The sequence below is a fragment of the Paenibacillus sp. JJ1683 genome, from assembly GCF_053006485.1.
The window spans coordinates 2,403,139-2,427,739 of the sequence record NZ_CM129820.1; the positions used below are offsets into that span (position 1 = coordinate 2,403,139).

General features: G+C 46.8%; 18 protein-coding genes and 1 pseudogene. 17 read left to right on the top strand and 2 right to left on the bottom strand.

Annotation, left to right across the window (positions count from 1 at the left end; translation table 11 throughout):
• Positions 1-102 precede the first annotated feature (102 nt).
• From ACUC6J_RS10680 to ACUC6J_RS10740, 13 genes are all read left to right on the top strand, one after another.
• Entirely contained in the window at positions 103-1,827 is a 1,725-nt protein-coding gene (locus ACUC6J_RS10680) for an ABC transporter substrate-binding protein (protein WP_447250153.1), read from the top strand.
• Between the two features lie 107 nt (positions 1,828-1,934).
• Positions 1,935-2,888 carry an ABC transporter permease gene (locus ACUC6J_RS10685; RefSeq protein WP_016821119.1) on the top strand — a complete coding sequence of 318 codons (954 nt, stop codon included), beginning with the start codon at positions 1,935-1,937 and terminating at the stop codon, positions 2,886-2,888.
• Positions 2,889-2,903: 15 nt separating this feature from the next.
• Positions 2,904-3,830 carry an oligopeptide ABC transporter permease gene (gene opp4C, locus ACUC6J_RS10690; protein ID WP_107734166.1) on the top strand — a complete coding sequence of 309 codons (927 nt, stop codon included), beginning with the start codon at positions 2,904-2,906 and terminating at the stop codon, positions 3,828-3,830.
• Positions 3,831-3,843: 13 nt separating this feature from the next.
• Entirely contained in the window at positions 3,844-4,827 is a 984-nt protein-coding gene (locus ACUC6J_RS10695; RefSeq protein WP_447250154.1) for an ABC transporter ATP-binding protein, read from the top strand.
• Positions 4,820-5,788 (top strand): ABC transporter ATP-binding protein, encoded by a 969-nt coding sequence (locus ACUC6J_RS10700; RefSeq protein ID WP_016821122.1) that lies wholly within the window; start codon positions 4,820-4,822, stop codon positions 5,786-5,788. The genes ACUC6J_RS10695 and ACUC6J_RS10700 overlap by 8 nt, the downstream gene beginning before the upstream one ends.
• 263 nt (positions 5,789-6,051) lie before the next feature.
• Positions 6,052-6,321, top strand: coding sequence for a 30S ribosomal protein S14 (gene rpsN, locus ACUC6J_RS10705; protein WP_447250155.1), 270 nt, complete (start codon positions 6,052-6,054; stop codon positions 6,319-6,321).
• A gap of 230 nt (positions 6,322-6,551) precedes the next feature.
• On the top strand, positions 6,552-7,544 hold the full coding sequence (locus ACUC6J_RS10710; RefSeq protein WP_016821124.1) for a cation diffusion facilitator family transporter: 993 nt from the start codon (positions 6,552-6,554) through the stop codon (positions 7,542-7,544).
• Between the two features lie 201 nt (positions 7,545-7,745).
• Positions 7,746-9,662 carry a heparinase II/III domain-containing protein gene (locus ACUC6J_RS10715; RefSeq protein ID WP_447250156.1) on the top strand — a complete coding sequence of 639 codons (1,917 nt, stop codon included), beginning with the start codon at positions 7,746-7,748 and terminating at the stop codon, positions 9,660-9,662.
• Positions 9,663-9,678: 16 nt separating this feature from the next.
• Positions 9,679-11,589 (top strand): glycosyl hydrolase, encoded by a 1,911-nt coding sequence (locus ACUC6J_RS10720; protein ID WP_447250157.1) that lies wholly within the window; start codon positions 9,679-9,681, stop codon positions 11,587-11,589.
• A 56-nt stretch (positions 11,590-11,645) separates the two neighbouring features.
• A complete protein-coding gene (locus ACUC6J_RS10725; RefSeq protein ID WP_447250158.1) occupies positions 11,646-12,788 on the top strand; it encodes a glycoside hydrolase family 88 protein in 1,143 nt (380 codons plus the stop codon).
• A gap of 387 nt (positions 12,789-13,175) precedes the next feature.
• A complete protein-coding gene (locus ACUC6J_RS10730; RefSeq protein ID WP_447250159.1) occupies positions 13,176-13,694 on the top strand; it encodes an RDD family protein in 519 nt (172 codons plus the stop codon).
• A gap of 287 nt (positions 13,695-13,981) precedes the next feature.
• On the top strand, positions 13,982-15,949 hold the full coding sequence (locus ACUC6J_RS10735; RefSeq protein WP_031463408.1) for an ATP-dependent DNA helicase: 1,968 nt from the start codon (positions 13,982-13,984) through the stop codon (positions 15,947-15,949).
• Positions 15,943-16,242: a DUF6509 family protein gene (locus tag ACUC6J_RS10740; protein WP_019687094.1), complete on the top strand. Its 300-nt coding sequence runs from the start codon at positions 15,943-15,945 to the stop codon at positions 16,240-16,242. Before ACUC6J_RS10735 ends, ACUC6J_RS10740 begins: the two co-directional genes overlap by 7 nt.
• A 117-nt stretch (positions 16,243-16,359) precedes the next feature.
• Here ACUC6J_RS10740 and ACUC6J_RS10745 read toward each other — a convergent pair whose 3' ends face one another.
• The gene (locus ACUC6J_RS10745; protein ID WP_031463409.1) at positions 16,360-16,722 is read right to left on the bottom strand and encodes a hypothetical protein; all 363 of its coding nucleotides are present in this window, start codon (positions 16,720-16,722) and stop codon (positions 16,360-16,362) included.
• A gap of 253 nt (positions 16,723-16,975) precedes the next feature.
• Between ACUC6J_RS10745 and ACUC6J_RS10750 the strand changes: the two genes are divergently transcribed.
• The 3 genes from ACUC6J_RS10750 to ACUC6J_RS10760 all read left to right on the top strand — a co-directional run bounded on the left by ACUC6J_RS10750 (position 16,976) and on the right by ACUC6J_RS10760 (position 21,982).
• A complete protein-coding gene (locus ACUC6J_RS10750; RefSeq protein ID WP_016821132.1) occupies positions 16,976-17,899 on the top strand; it encodes a PLP-dependent cysteine synthase family protein in 924 nt (307 codons plus the stop codon).
• Position 17,900: 1 nt separating this feature from the next.
• Positions 17,901-19,031, top strand: coding sequence for a bifunctional cystathionine gamma-lyase/homocysteine desulfhydrase (locus ACUC6J_RS10755; RefSeq protein ID WP_447250160.1), 1,131 nt, complete (start codon positions 17,901-17,903; stop codon positions 19,029-19,031).
• Between the two features lie 194 nt (positions 19,032-19,225).
• Entirely contained in the window at positions 19,226-21,982 is a 2,757-nt protein-coding gene (locus ACUC6J_RS10760; RefSeq protein ID WP_447250161.1) for a PHB depolymerase family esterase, read from the top strand.
• Between the two features lie 111 nt (positions 21,983-22,093).
• Here ACUC6J_RS10760 and ACUC6J_RS10765 read toward each other — a convergent pair.
• A pseudogene (locus ACUC6J_RS10765) lies at positions 22,094-22,567 on the bottom strand (IS3 family transposase); the annotation flags it as partial.
• A 632-nt stretch (positions 22,568-23,199) separates the two neighbouring features.
• Here ACUC6J_RS10765 and ACUC6J_RS10770 point away from each other — a divergent pair.
• A complete protein-coding gene (locus ACUC6J_RS10770; protein ID WP_447250162.1) occupies positions 23,200-24,426 on the top strand; it encodes a serine hydrolase domain-containing protein in 1,227 nt (408 codons plus the stop codon).
• Positions 24,427-24,601 lie beyond the last annotated feature (175 nt).

Consider the following 24,601-nt stretch of genomic DNA (forward strand, 5'->3'; position numbering starts at 1 on the left):
CAGTTCTCCCTTTACAGAACCCTAATAAATTCCTATAATGAGGTTTATCTTCTTAATCACAACTTGTTCTATCGGAATTTAATCATTTAACTCGGGGGGATTATGTTGAAAAAGGGTATTATTTTACTTAGCAGTCTACTTCTGGCGAGCTCTACCTTGCTGGCAGCTTGCTCTAACGGTGGATCGGAAAGCAACAACAATACTACTGCCCAAAATAATGGGGACACACAGACAACTGCTACAGCGCAGCCATTAACAAGTCTGGTAAAGGCTTCTGATATGTCCAAATTGCCGGAAGTGTCCAAAAAAAGAAACGACACCATTATTGTAGGCCTGACTGACCCGGCCGGAGTATTTACGCCGTATTTTAACCAAAGCGGCTATGACGGCAACGTCATTTCGCAGTTATGGACTCCGCTGGTTACGGTAGATGAGAAGGGACTTCCGCTGCCCAATCTGGCGAAGAGCTGGGATATTTCCAAGGATAATTTAACATATACGTTTCATCTGGTTCCCAATACCCAATTCAGCGATGGCTCACCTTTGACAGCAGAGGATGTCGCATTTACCTGGACGTTAATCTATGACAAAGCCTATCCGGGCGATAGCCAAATCCGAAAGCTGAACATTAAAGGCGGCAAAGCCTATACGGAAGGCAAGACACAACAAATTGATGGAATTAAGGTAATTGATCCACAGACTATTTCTGTGACATTGGAAAAGCCAAACGCGCTGGCTCTGACTATTCTCGGTGAATATGTATTGTCCAAAGCTTACTACGGCAAGGATTATAAGTTCGGACAGCTGGATTATTTTAAAAATTTGCATGGTAGCCCATTGGGGAATGGGGCATATAAGTTGGAAAAATTCATTCCAGGGCAAGAAGTTCGTCTGGAGGCAAACGATCACTTTTTTAAAGGCAAACCGAAAACGAAACACTTCATATATAAGACAGCGGAAGGCGATGCTTGGCAATTCATCGAAACAGGGGATACCGATTTTGCTTCCTTTACCGCAACGCAAGAAAATATCGACAAGCTGAAAGGACTCGGCTTTTTGAATATTTTGCCTTATACACCGAGCACCTATGGATATTTGCAAGTCAATCTGGAAAATGAAAAGCTGAAGGATAAAAAGGTTCGTCAAGCGTTGACCTATGGATTGGATCGCAAAAGCATTTATGTTGACGCAGCACAGGGAGCAGGGGCGGTCGCCAACATTCCAGCTTCTCCTATATTCTGGTCATACACGACCGATGGAATCAATCCATACAACTATGACCCGGAGCAAGCGAAAAAGCTGCTGGATGAAGCGGGCTGGGTAGAAGGCAGTGATGGCATTCGTGAGAAAAACGGCCAGAAGCTGACCATTCACTTGCTGACCTCCAAACGTCCAGAAACAGACACCTTTATCGCGCTTGCGGCTGAAAACTATAAAGCGATTGGCGTTGACTTGCAACCGGAAATCTTTGCAGACTTTAATGCAATGGTCGCCAAAGTAGAAGGTAAAGATTATGATCTCGCCGCCTTCTCGACAGCCATGCTGACAGACCCATCTGATGGAATCGAGCCGTTCGTCAATGGTGAAATCAAGGGATATAACAATCCGAAGCTCAAAGAGCTCTATGAAAAAGGTTTGGCTACAACGAATATGGAAGAGCGTAAGAAAATATATAAGGAATTATATGTACTGCTAAATGATGAACTACCCGTTATTTTCACCAACTACAAGAAGACTGTATATGCTTACAATGGTCGAATGGAACATGTAAAGGTCAGCCCATTCATTGGTTTGTCTGGTAATCTGTTCGAGTGGTCCCTTAAATAAGCCACCTTTGCGGGCCCCTTGTGAAGAACTTCAGGTTCGGATCAAGGGGTTTGCCAAATGGAGGACGCGTAATGAGTAGCCCGACCATGAATTGAAAGGAGTCTGTCATGAGCTCGTTTTTAACGAAAAGACTGACGTATATGATTATTATTTTGTTGGCCGCTTCGATGATGATTTTTTTTCTGTATGCCATGACACCGGGAGATTTCATTAGCGGTAATCTGAAGCTGTCGCCGGAGAGAAAAGCGGAGCTGAGGGAAATTTACGGGTTGAATAAGCCTATTCTTGAGCGCTACGGAAACTGGCTAGGCAATGCGCTGCATGGTAATTTCGGCTATTCGCTCGCTCAACAGAAACCGGTGCTAACCTTATTTAATGAATATATCTGGAATTCATTCTTGTTGGCCATTGTATCCACCTTCCTGACCTGGCTGATTGCAGTCATTATTGGTGTGGTTGCTGCTTACAAGCAGTATTCATGGTTCGATACGCTGGTCATGGTGGTGATTTTTGCCGCGATGTCTGTTCCCTCTTTTTTTATCGGACTGTATCTGATCAAAATTGCGGCGGTCGATCTGAAATGGCTGCCACCGGGCGGGATGCTCAATACGGGCAGTAACGCTACAGGCATGGAGTATGTGAAGGAGGTTCTCCAGCATATGACCTTGCCGGTGATCGTGATGACACTACTGGGTTTGGGTTCGCTGACCCGCTACTTCCGTAGCAATATGATCGACGTGATCCAGCAGGATTATATCCGCACAGCTCGTGCAAAGGGCTTAAAGGAAAGAAAGGTGCTTTTTACACACGCATTGAGAAATGCATTATTGCCTGCCATTACGCTCGTTGGCTTTGAATTGCCTGCGTTGTTTGGCGGATCTCTGATTATTGAAAAGATTTTTAACTGGCCCGGGATCGGTCAGCTGTACATGCTATCCTTTTCGCTTAGGGATTATCCGCTGCTGATGGGCTTCACGATGCTGATTGCCATATTGAGCGTGATCGGGACGCTGTTATCCGATATTTTGTATCGCATTGCTGACCCGCGTGTAAAAGTGTAAGAAGGAGGCTATGGAATGTCATCCGTGAGCAGTAATTTGAGCAAGAGCAACCGCAGACTGCGATTAAATGCCAAATCTTCAATGTGGCAGCAAGCGCTCCGGCAGCTGTTCAGAAACAAGCTTGCTATGGCTGGACTGCTCGTCGTGGTATTTATGTTTTTGCTCTGTTTTATCGGTCCGTTATTTTCTCCTTATTCCGATAACAAAACGAACATATTAATAATGAACAAGGCGCCGAATATCCATCACTGGCTAGGAACAGACAAGCTGGGACGGGATGTGCTGACACGTGTGATGCAGGCAGGTCAAATTTCTCTTACTGTGGGTTTGGCTTCTATGGTGTTGTCTGTCTTTTTAGGAGCAACGCTGGGGGTTATATCCGCCTATTTTCGCGGAATTGCGGATCAAATCATTATGCGCATTGCCGATTTGCTGCTGACTATACCCAGTTTGCCATTGCTATTTATTATGGGTGCGCTGTTATCTGACTGGAAGGTTCCGCCTGATCAACGGATGTATATCGTCATGTTGATGCTGAGTCTGGTCAACTGGCCGGGGATTGCACGGATGGTGAGAGGTCAGATGCTTAGTTTGCGAGAACGTGAATTTATGCAGGCAGCGACGGTACTAGGACTATCGAATCGCCGAAAGCTTTTTAAGCATCTGCTGCCGAATATTTTGCCATTGTTGATCGTTATCGCTACATTGAACATTGGCGGAGCCATCCTGAGTGAATCTGTACTCAGCTTCTTTGGTCTTGGCGTGTTGCCCACGACACCGACTTGGGGCAATATGATTGATGCCGCCAACAATGTACTGGATTTTCAGCAACGACCTTGGTTGTGGATACCACCAGGCCTGTCTATTTTTGCAACAGTCATCGCTATTAATATTTTTGGTGACGGGCTGCGGGATGTACTCGACCCGAAACATAAGAGGTAGGTGATCATGCACCATGGACAATTTACTTTCCATTGAACATTTAAGCACTCATTTTTATACAGAAGAAGGAACGGTCAAAGCGGTGGATGATATCAGCTTTCGCGTGAAGCCGGGGGAGACGGTATGCATTGTCGGTGAATCGGGCTGCGGCAAAAGTATTACCGCCATGTCGATCATGGGCCTGATTCAGAGTCCCGGTGGTAAAGTGGCAGGTGGAAGTATCCGTTTTGAGGAAACCGATCTGCTAGAGCTTAGTAGAAATGAGATGCGCACGATTCGCGGACATGAAATCTCCATGATTTTTCAGGAGCCGATGTCTTCATTAAATCCGGTGATGACCATTGGTGAACAACTGTCTGAGCCACTGATTGAGCACTTAAAGATGGGCCGAAAGCAAGCTCGCAAGCGGGCGCTAGAGCTGATTGAACAGGTCGGCATATCCCGACCGGAGCAGATTTTAAAAAGCTACCCCCATGAACTGAGCGGAGGGATGCTGCAGCGAATTATGATTGCTATTGCTGTTTCTTGCGGACCCAAGCTGCTTATTGCGGATGAGCCGACCACGGCACTGGATGTAACAATTCAGGCACAGATTCTCGACATGCTGCGTGAATTTAAAGCCCAATCCAATATGTCGCTCATGTTAATCACCCATGATTTGGGTGTTGTTGCGGAGATGGCCGATTATGTAATCGTGATGTATGCGGGCAAGATCGTCGAGGAAGGCGAAGTGGTGCAGCTATTCAATCACCCCAAGCATCCCTATACACAGGGGTTGCTCAAGTCCAAACCGGTGCTTAATCAGCGCCAAAAGGAGCTGTATTCCATCCCCGGACAGGTACCTAATCCACTGGAGCTGACGACTTCCTGTTATTTTTATGACCGCTGCGGGCATTGCATGGACATTTGTCGTGTAAAGGAGCCTACATTAAAAGAAGTTTCAGCTCAGCAGAAAGCATCCTGCTGGTTGTATGAGGAGGCGGTTGTTCATGGCTGAGCCGTTGTTGGAAATAGACCGTTTAAAAACATACTTCCCGGTGAAGTCCGGTTTTATGAATCGTACTACAGGGCACGTGCGGGCAGTAGACGATATAAGCTTTACGATCCGTCAGGGTGAAACCTTCGGTCTGGTGGGGGAATCGGGGAGCGGTAAAAGCACGGTGGGCCGCACGATTGTCAGATTGACGGATAAAACAGATGGTACCGTAAAATACAAAGGGGTGGATCTCCACAGCTTGTCGGCCAAAGGGATGCAGGAACTTCGTCCTAAAATTCAGCTGATCTTTCAAGACCCGTACAGCTCGCTGAATCCGCGTGTACGGATCGGAGATGCCATTGGTGAGGCGCTGCTCGACCACGGTATAGCTACCAAAGAGGAGGTTCGGCAGATCGTGCTGGACGTACTTAAGCTGTGTGGATTGTCGGAATATCATATCGACCGTTTCCCGCATGAATTTTCGGGAGGTCAGCGTCAACGGATTGGCATTGCCCGCGCGCTGGCGCTTCAACCGGATCTGATCATCGCTGATGAGCCGGTGTCAGCGCTGGATGTGTCCATACAGGCGCAGATTATTAACCTTTTTGCCAAATTGCAGGCCGAGCGGGGTCTGACATATTTGTTCATCTCCCACGATTTGAGCGTAGTTGAACATTTATGTTCTCGTATTGGCGTGATGTACCTAGGCTCTATGGTCGAAACAGCTTCGCGTGACGAGTTATTCGGCAATCCGCTGCATCCGTATACGAAGGCGTTGCTGTCGGCTGTGCCTATACCAGTGCCGAAGCTGAAAAGAGAACGTATTTTGCTCAAAGGGGATATTCCAAGTCCGGTGAATCCGCCTTCGGGCTGCAAGTTTCATACGCGCTGCCCCTTTGCAATCGACCGCTGTTCTCAAGAGATTCCATTCTATCGTGAAGCTCGCCCAGATCACTGGGTGGCTTGCCATTTGGCTGAATGAACGAAGTTAACTCAGCAAGTTTTGTGCCGTTGTCACGGCAGACCGTTCACCGCAATGAAACGGTTCTGCTAGAGCAACGGCTTTTTGCTGTATAGTGTTTTGAAATGTTTGAGTTGACAATCTACTTGAGCAGAGGTATATTAAACATTAATCGTAATTATTACTATTAAAACGCAAAAGCATGTCCATATTTGTGTCCTTCCGTCCCGCGATCGCGATGGGGAACCTTTATGATTGGCATATATAACAAGGAGGAGCTTTAGATGGCCAAGAAGTCGAAAATCGTAAAAGAGAAGAAACGTCAGGAAAATGTAGCGAAATATGCGGATTTGAGACGTGAATTAAAAGCAAAAGGGGACTATGAAGCTTTGCAAAAGCTTCCTCGGGACTCATCCCCAACCCGCTTGAAAAACCGTTGCGAGCTGACAGGCAGACCGAGAGGATATCTGCGCAAATTCAAGCTGTCCCGAATTGCGTTCCGCGAGCTGGCCCATAAAGGCCAAATTCCAGGTATTACGAAATCTAGCTGGTAATTTAGAAACCGATTAATTGTTTGTATGTTTATCTGATAGCAGGTTGTAACGAGAATGCTTCATGCCAGTAGGGTGGCGTGGAGCATTCTTTTTCGAAGGAATATATTATCATTTGTATTGATTCTCCTCAGTTGGTTAGGTAGAATATGGACGGGTTAAAAATAATACATAACAAGCGATTACATAATGTGGATATGTCAGATTATGTATACCTCAGGAGGAGCTACAAGATGGAAGTGAAACAGAGAGAGGACTCCTTTTGGAGTATGGTCAAAAAAGGAAATAAATCTTCAGGCTCGGCAGCGTTGGGTAATACCGGCATTGCCCTGATTAAGGGGATTGCTTTTGCCTTGACAGGCAGTGGCTCTATGTTTGCTACGATGATGCATTCCATTGCGGATGCAGTGAACCAAATGTTTGTATTTGCGGGCAGTGTATTGGCAGAGAAAAAACCTACGAAACGGTTTCCTACTGGCTTTGGACGGGTAATTAATCTTTTTTGTATGGTTGCTGTTATTGTCGTAACGATTATGGCCTACGAAACTGCATTGGAAGGAATTCATTTGCTACAGCATCCGGCTGAATCTGCACAAGGATTTTGGATTAATGTAGTGGTGCTGGTTTTGTCATTGGCGGTTGACGGATTTGTATGGAGCAAAGCGATGAAAGAAGTGCTGCATGAATCCAGAGTGGAAGCTAAGGGGCTAAGTATTTTTACTTCTGCCTTTCGTCATGTGGGACGTGCTGCGCCACCAACCCGTTTGGTGTTCTATGAGGATTTGGTTGCAACGACAGGTGGGGTACTCGCCCTGCTAGCTGTAGTGGTCACATCGCTGACTGATTTTAAGCTGCTGGACGGAATTTCAAGTATTCTCATCGGCTGTCTGATGGTCGGTGTAGCGTTCCGAGTCGGTTATGACAACATGGTGGGCTTGATTGGTGTATCTGCACCTCCTGATATCGAAGAACGTGTTGCTTCCATTATCTTGGCAGATACACATGTGACTGATATTTCTCAAATGCGTATTTTGCAGGAGGGACGTTACTATCACGTCGAAGGGGTAATTGAGCTTACTTCGGGCATGACGCTGGCTGATGCTGATGATATCAAATTTAGAGTCGAGGATGCTCTGCTGCGTGATCCTAATATTTCAGATGCCGCATTGGGGATTCTAGAGGATGACGGGATTAGAAACTGGAAACAAGAAAAGCCTAAAGCTTAGAAAAATGGACCAAAGCGAACCTGGACGGAGCTTAAGAATGTAAATAAGAACCTTCATGACCACGACAACGTGGCGTGGAGGTTCTTTTATATTTTTCCAATTGTATTCCTACCCCTTTGAATTTAGGCTGATTGTTAGATACAATGAAAGCGTTAACAAAAAGAGGGTGAAACGAATGCTTCTCATGGGGAGGAAATGCGAATGAGTCTTCTGAAGGAGGCTTGGCCTGCTTCGCGGCTCGTCAACGCGCTGGCTGGCGGAGTGCAGGGTTCAGCAAGACAACGGTTAAGGAGCAATTGGACCCAAAGGCTACGGGCAACTGTCGATAAACCGGCATTCGCCGAGCTTTGGAAGGACATCGAACGCATCTGCAATGATGTTCGGGAAGCGCCTTGGCCTGAACTACCATTGTCTCTGTTCCGGCAATTTGCTAATACAGGGGAGCGCAAGCCGTATGAGGATGTATACTTTGAACGGCGCGGACGACTAGTTGCTATCGTGCTGGCAGCTGTTGCCGATTCGGAGCCTCGGAAGATGAAAGAGGTGGAAAGCGGACTGCTGGACATATGCAGCGAGTACACTTGGGCGCTTCCTGCACATGTCAACGAAGAGGACACTGTAACACCGCCTTGGCAGCAGGTGGATTTATTCGCGTCCGAAACAGCGCAAATGCTGGTTGAAATTTTATTGCTGCTTGAAGAAAAGCTGGCTGATCACGTAGTCGTTCAGGTGCACAAAGAGGTTGAGCGCCGTGTACTGGAACCTGTTTTTTGGCAGCCTCATCATTATGATTGGGAAACGGCAGAGCATAACTGGTCGGCAGTATGCGCTTCGGGTTGCGGAATTGCTGCATTGCTGCTGGCAAAAGACGACTTTTCCAAAGCGGTAGCCATCGAGCGTATGCTGGGCGCACTGGATTGTTTTTTGGCAGGCTACAGAGAGGACGGGGGATGTCCCGAAGGCGTAGGTTATTGGGTGTATGGCTTTGGGTACTTTATATATTTTGCCGATATGCTGCGTGAGTTTACCGAGGGAGCTGTGGATATTTTGAACTCGGAAAAGGTAAGGCAAATCGCAGCCTTCGCAGAACGGGTCCATTTGTCGGACGGTATTTTCGCTAATTATTCAGATAGTAGTGAAACTGAACGGTTACCTTCCGGACTCATCTCCTATGTGAATTTTTTGCAAGGACGTCCATCTACACTCCCTTTTCGCGTACCTGGTTTGTTAGAAGATCCGTGTCGCCGCTGGGCTCATGTATTGCGTAACCTAGTCTGGACGAACCCCTTGGTGTATGGATGCGGAGAAGCCGTAATCGATTATTTGCCGCAACTCGGCTGGTTGATGTGCCGTAGCCTCAGATCTAGTCATCATGGATCTGGGGGGCAGCAGGATCATTCAGATGCCGTACTTGCTTTTTCAGCCAAGGGTGGGCATAACAATGAGCCGCACAATCATAATGATCTTGGACATTTCATCCTTCATGGCGGCGGCGAAAATCTACTCTGTGATCTGGGAGCAGGCTTGTACACGAAAGCCTATTTTTCGCCCGGACGGGAGTCGATTATCAATATTTCCTCCAGCGGCCATTCCGTGCCTATCATCAATGGGACCGCGCAGCAATCCGGAGCAAAGGCAAGGGCGGTTGTGCTGGATGTTGCTATGGATGAGCAGGAGGGAGCACAGACAGTCACAAGCTTTAAGCTCGACTTGACATCTGCTTATGCTGTTGATGAAATGGCAGTTTTCACCCGTTCCTTTGCCTGGAGTGTACTGGAGGGAAACGAGGGAGCAAGGCTTACTGTCACAGATCATTTTGAGTTTGAAACGTCTGGTATGAACGTGAAGCCGTGGGATGTGGAGGAGCTTTTGATCAGCCGTATTCAGCCTAATACAGGAGCAGGCTTCGTGGAATGGAAAGGAACGAATGCAGTGGTTAGGCTAAATTATGATGCTGGCGCGCTGAGGCAGAGGCTGGAGGCTGTGAAGCATATAGATCATGACGGAGTGCCCTTTGTATTTTATAAGACATCACTGCAACTGGATTCCAATCGCTGGAACGGCTCAGCAAGTGTCGATTGCAATCTATTTTTTACCATACATCAATCTTCATGTTGAATGGGAGGCATACAGAATGAATAAGCTTCAAACAGGCAGCGTATACCCTTGGCAGACGGAACTGGAGAGATTTATACAACAGGTGGAAAGCGCACCAAATCGAGAAAATGATGGATGGACACACGAACGTAAGCTGGCTGTGCTGGAAAAGCTGGTTCGTGCATATGCCTTGTATCAAGATGAAAACGGAGCTATCATTGACCCTCATTCTGAAAGTGAACGGTATTACTCCACCCCATCCTATGCGTTGGCTGCGGCTGTGCTGGTCAAAGAAGGCCGGCATGATTTACTCGAATCTGCTGCTGCGGCCTTGATGCATAGCATAGCCTGTGTAGTGGACGAAAAAGCGCCGGATCATCACCCGGACTTTTTTCCAATTATGATGATGGGGGCGTATCGTATCCTTAAAAATCTGCTGCCAGAGCAAGCCACGGCTTGGAAGCAGCAGTTGAGCAGGATTCAACCTGAGCAGACTTACATTTTTACGATGAGCAAAATGAAAAATCCAAACCGGATGATCAACTGGAACGCGATCATGATTTCCGGCGAGTTTTTGCGTGCCACTGAAGGGATTGCAGCCGATTCTGAGTGGATGGAGACGTATATCCGCAACTACCATTTACCTCGCTTTACCGGTTTGGGGCTGTACCAAGATGGTCCGTTGGATCGGCCCAATAGCCCATTCGCCTACGATATTGTTACACGGTTTCATCTGGGCGTCATGATGGAGAGCGGATATAATGGCGGCTGTGCTCTCGAAGTGCGTGACTACCTTCGCAGAGGAGCACTTAGCTCATTGCTGACTTTATCCCCGCATGGGGAAATTCCTCCGCGTGGAAGAAGCGCGCAGCACCAATGGAACGAAGCGGCTGCGGCTTTTGTTTTTACAACACATGCTCAGCAGGCGTATACAGCAGGCGAGCATGGGCTTGCAGGTGCATTTCGACGGGCAGCAGATCTATGCTGGCAATCCATTAGCCGATGGCAGACCGATGATGGCAAGCTGCATATCGTTCGCAACCATTATTCGTCTGAGGCACGCCATGGCTTTGAGGTGTACTCGAATCATACCTGCTACAGTCTGTGGACGGCAGCGGTGCTGGCCCATACCCTCCTACATGGGAAGGAGATTGATCGTATTCCTCCGACCTCTATCCCGGCGGAGATCGGCAGTCGGGTGTTGGCAACGGACGGCTGGTTTCAGACCGTCATTGCAGCTGTAGACGGGCAGCAAATGCTTGTGCAGACCTCAATCAACGATCCGTACAATATTCCGGGCATCGTACGTGTTCAACGTTCTGCGCTGCCGTCTCTGATCGGCCCATCCTCAGCAGGACACGCAGATCGCGGCTTTACGGGTTTCGCGGAGGGAGATATTTTCCCGCTGAGCTATACACCAGCCTGGCAAACCGAAGACGGAAAATGGCACAGCTTGTCAGAAGGAATCCCCGGTACATTGGAATTCGATCGTGATGGAGGGATTGATCCGCAGGATGGCGGAGGAAACGTACAGATGGAGCGCAGCTCAGCGTCTGATGGAGAGACAGATTTCACTCTGCTGTGGGAAGGTCCATTCCCGGGGGTGAGGGAAATCCGAACGCATTATCGTCAGGTGCCCGGCAAAATTGAAGTGTCGTATGAGCTTCAGGGCAATATTCAGAATGTGGGGGCACTTATTCCATTGATGGCGTATGACGGTCGGGAACGAAGTGTGATTCATCATGTGATGGCAGCCGGGGAGGAAACTGAAAGCATTCGCGTAGAATATGCGGGCGCAAGCCTTGAAGTTATCCCCACGACGGAAGGAACAAACGTCGTATGGCCGGATGAATTGACTGCCGTAGCCTGCCGAAATGGTTTACTTAAGGGAGCGCGTCTAGAGTGTGGCGGCAGTCGCATTTCCTTTATCATTCGGTTACCTGAATAGATAGTTCGGGAGCCATAGTTATCTTCAATCATGTGGAAAGGGAGAGGGAAAAAAGAATGATAAAATCAGAAGCGTGGCTGGAGCAATCGTGGGAGCTGGCATTGGATAAAACGCTTGCCTTGGCGGCAAGACTGGGAGACGCCTTTCCACATGTTGCAGAGGGTGGACGTTATGATAATCGTGAGGAAGCGTGGTGGACAGCAGGCTTTTATCCGGGACTGCTATGGCTGGCCCATCGGGCACGTCCTGATTGGGAGTCTGCCAAAATTGCACAACGGTGTGAGGCCCGGTTGGAAAAAATACTCTATAATAGCGAAGCTGTAGACCATGATCTCGGTTTTATTTGGCTGCTCAGCGGTGTGGCCGCCCATCGGTTGACTGGAGATTCAGAGTCAAGAAGACGGGGGTTATTGGCTGCTAATTTGCTGGCTGCCCGTTTTAACGTAAATGGCCGCTTTATTCGCGCGTGGAACTTCCACTCGAAGGATATGGATACACGGGGTGTTGCGATTATAGACAGTATGATGAATTTACCCTTGCTCTATTGGGCCTCGGAGGAAAGTGGAGATCCACGCTTTGCGGCTCTCGCTGTCCAGCATGCAGATACCGTGGCACGTGAGTTCGTTCGTTCGGACGGCTCCATTGCGCATGTGGTTGAGTTCGATCCGGAGATTGGAAAAAAGGTCGCTGAGCATGGCGGACAGGGATTTGCTCCCGGTTCCGCCTGGGCACGTGGCACGTCTTGGGCTTTGTACGGTTTTACGCTTTCGTATGGATACACACGCGATCCGCGTTATTTAAAGGTGGCCGAGAACACGGCTGACTTTTTCCTGTCCCAGTTGGGCGATGCTTGCCTGCCTGTATGGGACTTTAGAGCAGAAGAAGGACACCGCGAAGCATGGGATTCGTCAGCTGCGGCCATTGCAGCTAGCGGTTTGCTGGAACTAGCAAAATATTCGGCACGTGCAGAGCAATTTACAAAAGCTGCAGAATCCATCCTCCAAGGCTTGCATCACACATGTACGGCATGGGGCGAAGAACATGAGGGATTGCTGATGAACGGAACCGTACATTATCCTGAGCAAAGACACATCAATGTGCCCATTATCTACGGTGATTACTTCTTTGTCGAAGCATTGGCAAAGCTGCGTGGTGAGGAAGGTTTGTTTAGTGTAGAGGGCAAAAAATATAGTGAGTAAGATGGTCAGGAACAAGCTCATTCGAGCTGAGTTGTTGCTTGTCAAATCGATATAATAAATAGTGAGGCAGCGTATGTGTAAACCCATTTACACATACGCTGTTTTTTTATGCGTGAAAAGGCTGATTTTAATTCGATGCCAAAGTACTACATATAGGTAGATAAGAGCCATAGCGGCATTTTTTCGTGCCTAAACAGATGAAGATCATGGTATATAAGCTCTTAATTACAAATGAAAATTTTCATCTTGATGCATGAAAATAGGTCCTTTTACTTGTTTATGAGCGTTTCTTTGTAAATTGACAATTTAGGGAGTTGAGCCTATGATATCTTCTTGGATAAAGGAATAAAATGGATTTTAACGAATACAAAGGAGTTATGCATCATTATGACAGTAACAAGTGATAGGGTAAGAAAGATTTATGGAGGATTTTGGGTGAGAACGGTAGCGTTTGTGATTGATCTGGTCATTCTCTTTGCCATAGTCCTTTTAGTTGGGGGGACATTTTCCATAATTCCAGTTCTTCTGAATATAGAGAAGACGGGTTTCATACTAGAATTTTTTATTTGGATGCCGCTGATTCTTTGGCTGGTGCTACCATGGCTATATTGTGGTTTTTGGGAATCATCGAAAGTACAGGCTACACCGGGGAAGCTTGTGTTTTCTCTAGTTGTAGTTAACAGCAAAGGAAACCGCCTAGGATTCTTATACGCGTCCGGACGGTACTGGATTAAAGTCATTTCTTTTATTCTTGTTCATATTATTTATATTGTGGTTGCTTTTACGGCAAAAAAACAAGGAGTGCACGATTTATGTGCCAGCACCTTGGTTGTAAATAAAAAAGAATTGCGACGATATGAGCATGACTCGCCCTTGCCACCAGTGGCTTCTAATATCACGAATTAAGGGAATTGTCGTTGCAGAAAAGGGAATATTTTGTAATATAAAGAGAATAATAAATAGAACGATTGCTGGAACAAATTCCAGATTTTATGCAGCAAAAGTGAAAAAGAAGCCAGCCAGTGCCTGAAAGCATTGGCTGGTTTCCTTGCTATTTCGTTATGTCATGAAAAAATTCCATTGTAACAAAATAAAAAATGTAAGTTGTTCTTACAGTTTACATGTTCTTTTTAGCTTGTTTTGCGTTATAATGAAAGGATGCACATTATGAACGAATTGGAGGCACAGCCCGATTGACTACTTACCCTTTTGCCTTTGATCCGTCCAAGCCGTTTATTGAGCAGGCAAGTGACTGGATTGCAGATGTATTTTACGAAGTTTTGCCTGAAGTCGGCTTTGAGGTTCGGGATGAACAAATTTATATGGCATTCCAGCTGGAACGTGCCTATAAGGGAAAAAAGACCATTTTTGCAGAAGCAGGTGTAGGCACTGGCAAAACGCTGGTATACCTGCTGTACGCTATTGCATATGCCAGATACATGAGAAAACCGGCGATTATCGCCTGTGCGGATGAATCATTGATTGAACAACTGGTGAAGCCAGAAGGAGATATCGCCAAGCTGGCACGGCACTTAAGCTTGACGATTGATGCTCGATTGGGGAAGTCACCGGATCAATATATTTGCCTGAACAAGCTGGATGAGGGGCGAAGCGGACTGGATGAGGACGCAGATGTTTTCCGCGATATTTATCAGGGTCTGCCTGATTTTGTTCATTTTCCAGATACGTTACAGTCCTTCACTCCATACGGGAATCGGAAAGAGTATCCCGAGCTAACAGATGGACAGTGGAGCAGACTGGGATGGGATGTATTTCAAGACTGTCTCGTTTGTCATCAGCGCCATCGTTGCGGACAGACGTTGTCTCGTGATCATTACCGCAAAGCGGCAGATTTGGTCATCTGCTCTCACGACTTTTACATGGAGCATGTATGGACCTACGAAGCGAGAAAGCGCGAGGGTCAACTGCCGTTGTTGCCAGAGCACAGCTCTGTTGTTTTTGATGAAGGGCATTTGCTGGAGACAGCAGCACAAAATGCGCTTACTTACAAGCTTAAGCACACTCAATTTGAGTCTATTATTACCCGACTGCTAGAGGGGGAAGTGCGGGAATCTCTGGCTATGACGATCGAGGATGCAATCTCCCAAAGCGAGGCATTGTTCGCCGCGCTCAATAAGAACAGTCAGCCAGTACAGGGGTCTAATCGCAAGGAGTTTATCCTGAATGAATCGTTGATTCGGGAGGTGAACCGTTTTGGTGAACTGATCGGCACGATCGAGGAAGAGCTTGTGTTTGAAAGCGGGTTATTCTCTCTGGATGAGTATCAAGTCAAAATTGTAGAAGAACATTTGGAAATGATTCAAACTGCTTTGGCTTTGTTTAAGCGTCCTGAACTTCTCATCTCGTGGGTGACGGAGGACCAGGATGGATTAACGCTTGTGGTTATGCCGAAGATGGTAAAAGAGATTCTCAAAGAACGAGTATTTGCGCAGCATATTCCAATCGTATTCTCTTCGGCTACACTTTCCGTGGAGGGTTCATTTGACTATATGGCGCAGAGTCTCGGTATTGAAAACCCGTTAACGTTTTCCGTCGCTTCACCTTATGACTACAGTGATCAGATGCAAGCGGCATTGTACCCGTTGCAAGCGGGACATAATCCAATCCAGAGAGCGCTGACGCTACTGAAGAAATCGCAGGGAAGAGCGCTTATCCTGTTTCCTTCTCAGGAGGAACTGACTGCCTTCCAAAGGGGACTCGCTGCTTACCCAGAGGCATCTGCCTATCGTTTTCTGTATGAAGGTTCGGCTGAAATCAGCCATCTGATCTCCGCTTTTCAGAATGATGTGGAGAGTGTGTTGTGCGCTGTTACATTATGGGAAGGATTGGACATCCCTGGACCATCCCTGTCACATGTTATCATCTGGTCGCTGCCATTTCCTCCGAACGATCCGGTTTTTACGGCTTTGCGCAAGGATGCAGCAGATCCGTTCAATGAGATAGATATGCCTCACATGGCACTTAGGCTCCGACAGGGCATAGGGCGTTTAATCCGCTCGCGTAATGATCAGGGCTGGATCTCGATCATGGGTCACGATTTGAATCGTCCAGAAGTACGCACACAAGTTGAACAACTACTGCCTGCGGGCGTAGAATGCACCGTAATTGAAGGAAAACCGGAGGGAATAAAAACATGTTGAATTTTACAGCATATACAGTAGATCAAATTAAAGATGCTTTTGGTATTTTGAGTGGACAGCGTTATGAATTTATCATTGAGATAGAGGTAGAGGAAGACGACGAGCTATACACTGAAAACGGAATATATATCCGTGCTCTTTATTTAGTAGACGAAGGAAAGACAGGACTGCTGAAGTATGAATTGTTTGAAAAAGCAACGGATCGTTACATCGAGCTTGAACTTGAAGAGGATGAGCTGCAAGCAGTTGAAAACTTCTGTAAAGAACATGTACAGGATGGAGCAGTAAATTAACAGTAAGGGCACATAGCTAGCACAGCTATATATTGCAACTTATAATGAGGACATCAAGGAGCCTTGGCAATGACCAGGCTCCTTTTTTCTATGACCAGTGAAGTGAACCTATGTGCTCTAACGCAGTCTGTCCCACATATTCACCATAAACAGCATAATACCCGCCGCCAGTAACACCCATCCTATGACGACCCACACTCCAGCCTCTGCAATCGCGTAATTTTTACCTATAATCGCCAATATCAACATTGGCAGACTGATGTTATGTATCCAAAAATGGATACGTGCCAAAATCGTAACTGAAAGTGCAGGAAAGGCCACATAGATTAGACCTATGATCCCAAGAGTCGTCCAACCCAGTAAATGGATATGAGACTGAATAGGGGACAGGCTATAATCACCCGACACGCCAATGATTGCACTGAGCAGCGCACCGAGGGCAAAATATACGGCAGCTATCTTTAAGCATTGCTTACCCATAGATAGCATCCTCCTATGTTAGAAAAGGGAATTTTGAGAGATTATTCTCCATCATATCGAGGCAGGATATCAAGGGTGTGGGTGTTGTGACTGGTCCATTTGACAAAAGCTTCAAATACACATAAAATCTTATTGCATCAATACTTACCGCATTACTATGTTTTTGGAGAAGACAGCGAATTTCTCCGACAATGGGCGCTAATTTTTGACCGTTGGTTTATTTTGGATTCGCCATTAAAAGGAGCTTGAAATTATGAATGTATATCGCAATACCCTTGAACTCATCGGGCGCACGCCATTAGTGGAGCTGAATAGCTATTCTCTACCCAGAGGAATTCGCCTGTTCGCCAAGCTGGAGTTTATGAATCCCGGCGGCAGCGTGAAGGACCGGGTGGGAAAGGCTCTAATTGAAAAAGCGTTAAAGACAGGCCAGTTGAAGCCGGGCGGGACTTTAATAGAAGCAACAGCAGGCAATGCAGGTATTGGTCTTGCGATGGCCGCGCTTCATTATGATATCTCGGTTATTTTTGCTGTGCCTGAGAAGTTCAGCCAGGAGAAGCAGGACCTGATGAAGGCATTGGGAGCACGCATCGTTCATACCCCGACAAGTGAGGGGATGAAGGGAGCCATTGAAAAGACAAAGCAATTGGCTGCTGAAATCAAAGACGCATACTTGCCACAGCAATTTAGCAATCCTGATAATCCAGAGGCTTATTATACGACAATGGGACCTGAAATTTGGAACGATCTGGACGGTAAAGTGGACGTATTTGTGGCAGGAGCAGGCTCGGGGGGCACATTTATGGGAACCTCGCGTTATCTTAAGGAGCAGAATGCAGCCATTAAAACGGTCATCGTAGAGCCTGAAGGGTCCATTCTGAATGGTGGCGAGTCAGGCCCTCATAAAACAGAAGGGATCGGCATGGAATTAATCCCTGAGTTTGTGGACAAAGGCTTTTTTAATGCCATTCATACCATTAGCGATGTGGACGCATTCAACCGCGTCAAGGAACTGGCGGAACGTGAGGGTATTCTCGTCGGCAGTTCCTCCGGTTCAGCCCTGCACGCTGCTTTACTGGAAGCAGAGAGCGCACCGGATGGTGCACATATTGTCACCATTTTCCCAGATAGCAGTGAACGTTATCTGAGCAAAAAAATATATGAAGGCGGGATTTAAAATGAGACGCAAAACAAAACTGATTCACGGTGGACTCCCTACCGATCCTCATACTGGTGCGGTTAACGTTCCTATTTATCAGGTAAGTACTTATGAGCAAGAGGAAATCGGCGTTCATAAGGGATACGAATATTCGCGTACAGGCAACCCGACCCGGTTTGCACTGGAAGAGCTGATCAAGGAACTGGAGGAAGGCAAACGTGGTTTTGCTTTCGGTTCCGGTATGGCAGCGATTCATGCAGTATTTTCCTTGTTTAAAGCAGGGGATCATATTTTGTTGACCGATGATGTATACGGGGGCACTTATCGTATTGTAAGCAAGGTGCTTAGTCGGATCGGGATTGAGTCCACATTTGTGGATACAACTGATCTGGAGGCTATTTCCCAAGCAATCCGTCCCAATACGAAGGCATTGTATGTCGAAACACCAACCAACCCGCTGTTGAAAGTTACTGATATCCGCGCGGTTTCAGAGCTGGTGAAAAAGCATGAGCTTTTATTGATTGTGGACAATACATTTGCTACCCCTTACTGGCAGACGCCAATTACACTCGGGGCTGATATCGTCGTTCACTCGGCAACCAAATATTTGGGTGGACACAGCGATGTTGTAGCCGGTTTGGCTGTAGTCAACAGTGAAGAGTTGGGCGAGCAGCTTCATTTTCTACAAAACGCCATTGGCGGTATTCTCGGCCCGCAGGATTCCTGGTTATTGATCCGCGGTATCAAAACCTTGGGTCTGCGTATGGAAGCAATCGAGAAAAATGCAAAGGAAATTGCAGCCTTTTTGGAAAAGCATCCGAAGGTTAGTAAGGTGTACTACCCTGGGTTGGAAAGCCATGCACAGCACGAGCTGTCCAAAACTCAAGCTGAAGGCTTTGGCGGCATCATTTCGTTTGATGTAGGTAGCGATGCCAACGCGGTTGCCCTCCTGAAAAAAGTGCAGTTTTTTACACTGGCTGAGAGCCTGGGAGCGGTTGAAAGTCTGATTAGCGTTCCGGCACGTATGACGCATGCCTCCATTCCCGCAGAACGTCGCGCAGAGCTAGGTATTACCGAGGGCTTGGTACGGATTTCGGTTGGGATTGAAGATCTGGAGGATTTGATCGAAGACTTGCAATCAGCATTGTAAGAAAATAAGCATAATGATCCAGAGAGGTGGCAGAAGCTGCCTCTTTTTTTGTTGTGAGAATAGCTTCTTTTTTGGAAAGCACAAAGGAGTACATAGAGGTGACAACGAATAGTTTTATATAGTTCATTTGAAGGTTAAACCGAATATAACGCGGCTACGTCTCTGAGGAAACAAAAACCTGGAGGGGGAATGTTATGAGGTTCACACATCTGGAAAAGGCAACTACTGTGCTGTTGGATCATCCGGTACGTCTGGCGTCTGCTTATGCAGTCGGTCCAGTCGAGCTTCCGGAAAATTGTGGTGTGGGCAGGGAATGGTCTAGTCATTTTACGCATGAGGAATGGAATTTGGAAAAGGCTTGTAGTGAAGATGGAATTGAGCTTTCAGCAGGGGGAAGGGCAGCATGCCGATTATTGACCGAGCTTGATCCCCGGACCTCTGAACTGAATCTAGGTGTTTTTCCGCCTTTGGCTGAACAAGAAAGACTTTTGCTGGTTTCAAATCTACGTTGTATGACAGCACAGGAAGTGATTTTCAGACCGTTTGAAGGAACTGGACAAATTTGGATAGATGGAACATTGGTATATGCAGAATCTGGTCCCTTTCGCTTATATCTGGAGGAAGGTGACCACACGGTCGTTATCATTGCTGCGTTTATTCCTGATGAGGCTCGTTCTATTCGTATCAGTGGAAATCAGGTATGCGATGAACCAGATGTGATAGAACTGCATCGTGAATTCGTAGAGCGTAATATACGTAATCATATGGCTTGGTTAGAAGTTGAGCAAAGTGCTGGCAGGGAAGGAGAAAACAGCCCGATCCTATTTTACTTGCTGCGTAAGGATCGGATACTTCTTCCCTCAGATCAAACGTTATGGGTCGAGGTAACGAATGATGAGGGTATGAAGCTGGATCGGTTTACAGCCCATTGGGAGCAGGAGCAAAGCTACGCCTGGGATGAGGAGAAGGCCAGGAAGACGGGAATGCTGCACTTCACCGTTACATATCGGGATCATGAGGCCGTAGAACATCATTTTGTGTATTCGGTACTTGTGCGGCCTTTGTCAGTCGTCGTGGAGTGCTTACAGGAAGAGTATGATCATCTCATTCAAGCCTGCGCCAAAGATGTTCTTCATTCTGCGCAGAAAATACAAATAGAGGGCCTGCTTGAGGAATTAAAAAGATTAACGGATTTGCCGGAAGATCCTTTTGAAATCTGGGATTCACGGGCGGTGCGTGAATATATCAAGCTATTAAAACAAATTTTTATGCATGGACATACCGAACAGTCACAGCACCCATCGGTGCTCCAGAAAGAACATATTTTTTTGACGGCTGACGGCATTAGCGAAGGTTTTTTTGTCTCCCGTTTGGACAATAGTTTACAACGGTATACAATCCAGCTTCCCAGCAACTACACGGCTGAGCGACGGTATCCTCTGATCGTTCTAATGCCTGGCAAGCGGTATGAGCTGGGACTGCCGGATTTTCAGGATAGAGGTTTTGGGCAGGGCTGGGAAGACGAAGCTATATTTGTTACTTTTTCGTGTCGTGGCGTTACGCTGGGCAGTTATATTGGAGAAGCAGCTTTTTTGGAGGGACTAGATGTCATACTGCAAGCGTACCGAGTGGACGAAGAACGTATCTATCTGACGGGTTACTCGAATGGCGCATATGCTGCCTGGGCGATGGCACAGGCTTATCCTTCTCGGTTTGCAGCTATTGCAGTAATCTCAGGGGCGCCACATCCCAAGCATCTGAAAAATTTGATCAATATGCCAATATTAGATGTATGTGGTGACCAGGATTATTTATTTGCCCAAGCATACACAGCTCCTGTAACAGAGCTTTCATCGAACCATTTTAAAGGTGTGATAGAGCGACAGTCTAATCATTGGGATACGCATGAGTTAAGACTTTTGGACGGCATACTGGGTTGGCTTATGCAATGGAAAAGAGATGTTGTGCCTCAGCGTATTGCCTATCGGACGGAACGGGGCAGACATAATCGGGCTTACTGGCTGGAACTGACGCGCATGGATGAAAACGAGGAATATGCGGAGTTGTATGGCGAAATGAGCTCCACTGGTGAATTGGATATTGAGGCTGTTCACGCAGAAGAATTTGTGATTCATCTCTCGGAAGAGGACATGTCCTTGGAACTCGCTCAGGTTCGTATTGGAGCCCGCATTTTCATGTTGGATTTACGAGAATACAGCCGCTTTCGCTTTGTTAAAACACACTCGCACAAACGCCCCTCACCCGAATACCGTTTGATTGCTGAACGGGAGGGAGAGAGCAGTGAAGACTCCACCAAAAATGCGGATGCAGCTAAGAGTATTGCGGGTTTGCAAAGCGTGGGAAGAAATGGTGCTAGTCACGGTATGGGTGTACTTGACGTTTATATGGATCGACTTCACATCGTTCTTCCATCCAGCTATACTACATCAGAGGAAGAGCAGGCAGTGAAACGAACGGCAAACGCCTTGGCTAGCCCGCGGACAGCGACCTGGAATCCGTACATTGGTGTTCATTATCCCGTGGTGTCTTCTAATGATATTTCAGAGAAAGAGCTAGCTGAAAGCAACGTGATTTGTATCACTTCGGACTTGTCCAGACATGAGTTGCTTCAGAAGTATCAAGCGCATCTTCAAATTGCATGTACCGAGGACGGGTATACATGGGGTGACGATTTTACGACAGGCGAGTACTGTTTGTCATATATTCAGCCTAGCCCATGGTCAGCAACCCAGCAGATGCTTGTTGTAGCGACCAATTCACCCCGTCTGCTGGGTAAAAACCTTTTTATGCGCAGACTGATTATGCCCGGATATTTTAATGGTCTACACCCGTATTTGAATAAAGAGATTATTGTGTATGATAGCAAGGGAGTACGAGCATTTAACTTTACTTCCATTAGGCATGCGCAGCATAAGCTACAAGGCCAATGAAAGATTCAAGTGTGTTATCATAATCCATATTAAAAAAACGTCTTGATGCACCTTGGGACTGACCCCTGTTTGTGAGACGGGGATCAAAACACCTTTCAAGTTTAGGCAGCCAGTCGTTGTATAGATGAGATCTTCAAGGTAGAACGTTTCAGACTTTAAGGTGGAATGAAACGATTCGGTGGGGGCATGATCAGCGGGCGTTCCTTTACGGAACATGCTCATGGTCATGCCTTTTCTCATTACTGCTGCTTGATAAGCGGTGTGACGGATATACGCTTCCCTGGTCGTTATGAAGCAGCATTTTTGTCAGTTTTGGAAGTTGATTCAGCGTATTCAAATAGGTGATGTCTGTGACGAGCTTTTGCAGGGGCGCTTCGGCATGGAATTGCCGCTTTAGTAGATTTTCTGCTGGATGAGCGGGCTGCCCAGTGACCTTTCGTTTCTTCATCCTCACGCGGCACTGTAGTCCATCACGCTGCATCATCCGCTGAACCCGTTTGTGATTCATTTTTTGCTCTGCCCGAAGGAGTGCGGTTTTCCGGTACCATACCGAAATTTATGACGGATGCAAAGCTCACTGATTTTCTCCGCCACAGCTTCTGTGTGCTCTGTCTCCACGGCTGCTTCCAGCGGTAGTAGGTCGCTCTTGCGATCCCGAGCCATGAACAAGCCTCAGACACTGACACTTCGTCTCGAATGGATTCAATCCAGGCAACGACGACTTCTGGTTCCACCTTCCACTTCCTTGTACTTTTTTAGCAGGTCCAATTACTGCTTCAGACGATGCACTTCCCCTTTTCGATACCGCCTCATCCATGTTTTTTTCTGTGTCTTATTCCGTATTCCAACTGCTTCATAACCTCTCTTACTGGAACTCCTGCCAATCTCATTTCTTTTTTTCATTATCGAGAACACGAATTACGCACACCTTCTTATATTTTTTTTGCAAATGAATTTCCGAATGATTCAGACCTATCATGCAATATAACTTCTCGATCCGCCAAGCGAAAGAGGGTGGGCTAACAGCGGTTAGAACGTAGCTTAGCAAGCACGTCATATAAGACAGTTTACAGTTTGTCATGCGGTATATGTGACAGGTCCAAGTACGATGTCATCAAAAGCTTGGCGGTTTTATCACTGTTCGATTTAACAATATTGGAGATAAGGTGAGGGGGTAAAGCAGAACAACATTCTAAAATAATAGGGGCGATTGCGTTATGAAATCATTCACCATTCGAAAAGGAGTGGCACTTACTTTGGTAGCTATATTGGCGGGTACACTGGCTAATGGAACTGTCCACGCAGAGGGTCAGACGGCAACTTATCAAGCTATCGATAAAGCTGTCAACACCGACAATATTTTATCGTCGGAGTTCGCAAAAGAATCCAAAAAAGAACTCAACGAGAAAGAAAAGAAAAGAAAGCATCGGGAAGAAGTTAAACGCGTCATGGATCAAGTAGTTACCAACAAAAGAGTTCCAAGTGTCGTGGCAGGTGGGCTACAGGACGGGGAACGCTGGTCCTACGCTACGGGTACAGCCAGTTTCGAAGTGCCACGCCCGGTGGAGCCGGATTTTTCATTCCGTATTGGAAGCATCACGAAGACATTCACTGCTACCGTTGTATTGCAGTTGGCTCAGGAGAAAAAATTGAACCTGGATGATTCGGTCGAAAAATGGCTGCCAGGGGTCATAAAGGGTAATGGGTATGACGGCAACAAAATTACGATTCGTCAGTTGTTGAACCATACAAGCGGGCTCGCGAGCTATACTGATCTTGATTTTCGAGATATTACCTTGCCTCAAAATCCATTCCGTTACTATTCGTCCGACGAGCTTATCAGCATGGGACTAGCAAAGCCGCCTGTATATGCGCCAGGGAAGGGCTGGAACTATTCGAACATGAATACTATACTAGCCGGTCAAATTATTCAGAAGGTAACAGGAGATACGTATGCGGAGCAGATCAGGAAACGGTTGATCGAACCGCTCGGAATGACAGGGACATTTGTAATGGAAAATAGTCACAATATTCCAGGTAAGCATGCCACAGGATATAATATGGACAGATCGGGTCATTTGTATGATCTAACAGAAATGAGTCAATCATGGGCAAATGCAGCCGGAGATATAGTCTCAACAACCAAAGATTTGACCACCTTCTTTAGTTCGCTGTTGGGCGGAAAGCTTCTAAATCAAGAGATAATGGACCAGATGTTCACGACAGTAGATTCACCTATAGGTAAAGTCGGACTAGGAATTTATGAAATAAAAACAGCTGACGGGCAATCATACTGGGGGCATGCCGGCGGTACTTTCGGATTTGAATCGAGAGCCTTCGGATCTTTAGGCGGGCAGCATATTTTGGTAACGTGCATCAACTCGGTAGCCCAGGAAGTGGAGCTGGCTCACAATAAAATAATCGATAAGGAGTTTGGCCGTTAAGTTTAAAGCCGACATCGTGCCCTTTATTTGAGGGCGGATGTCGGTTTCTGCTATAGTTAACTCCCGCCAACAGATTCTTTACCGCCGAGTCATAGAAGTCGAAGAGCAAGGGAGTCAGGAAGCACAAGAAGCAAAAACTGAATGTGACCCCTATATCGTGAGTACCATCGGGAAA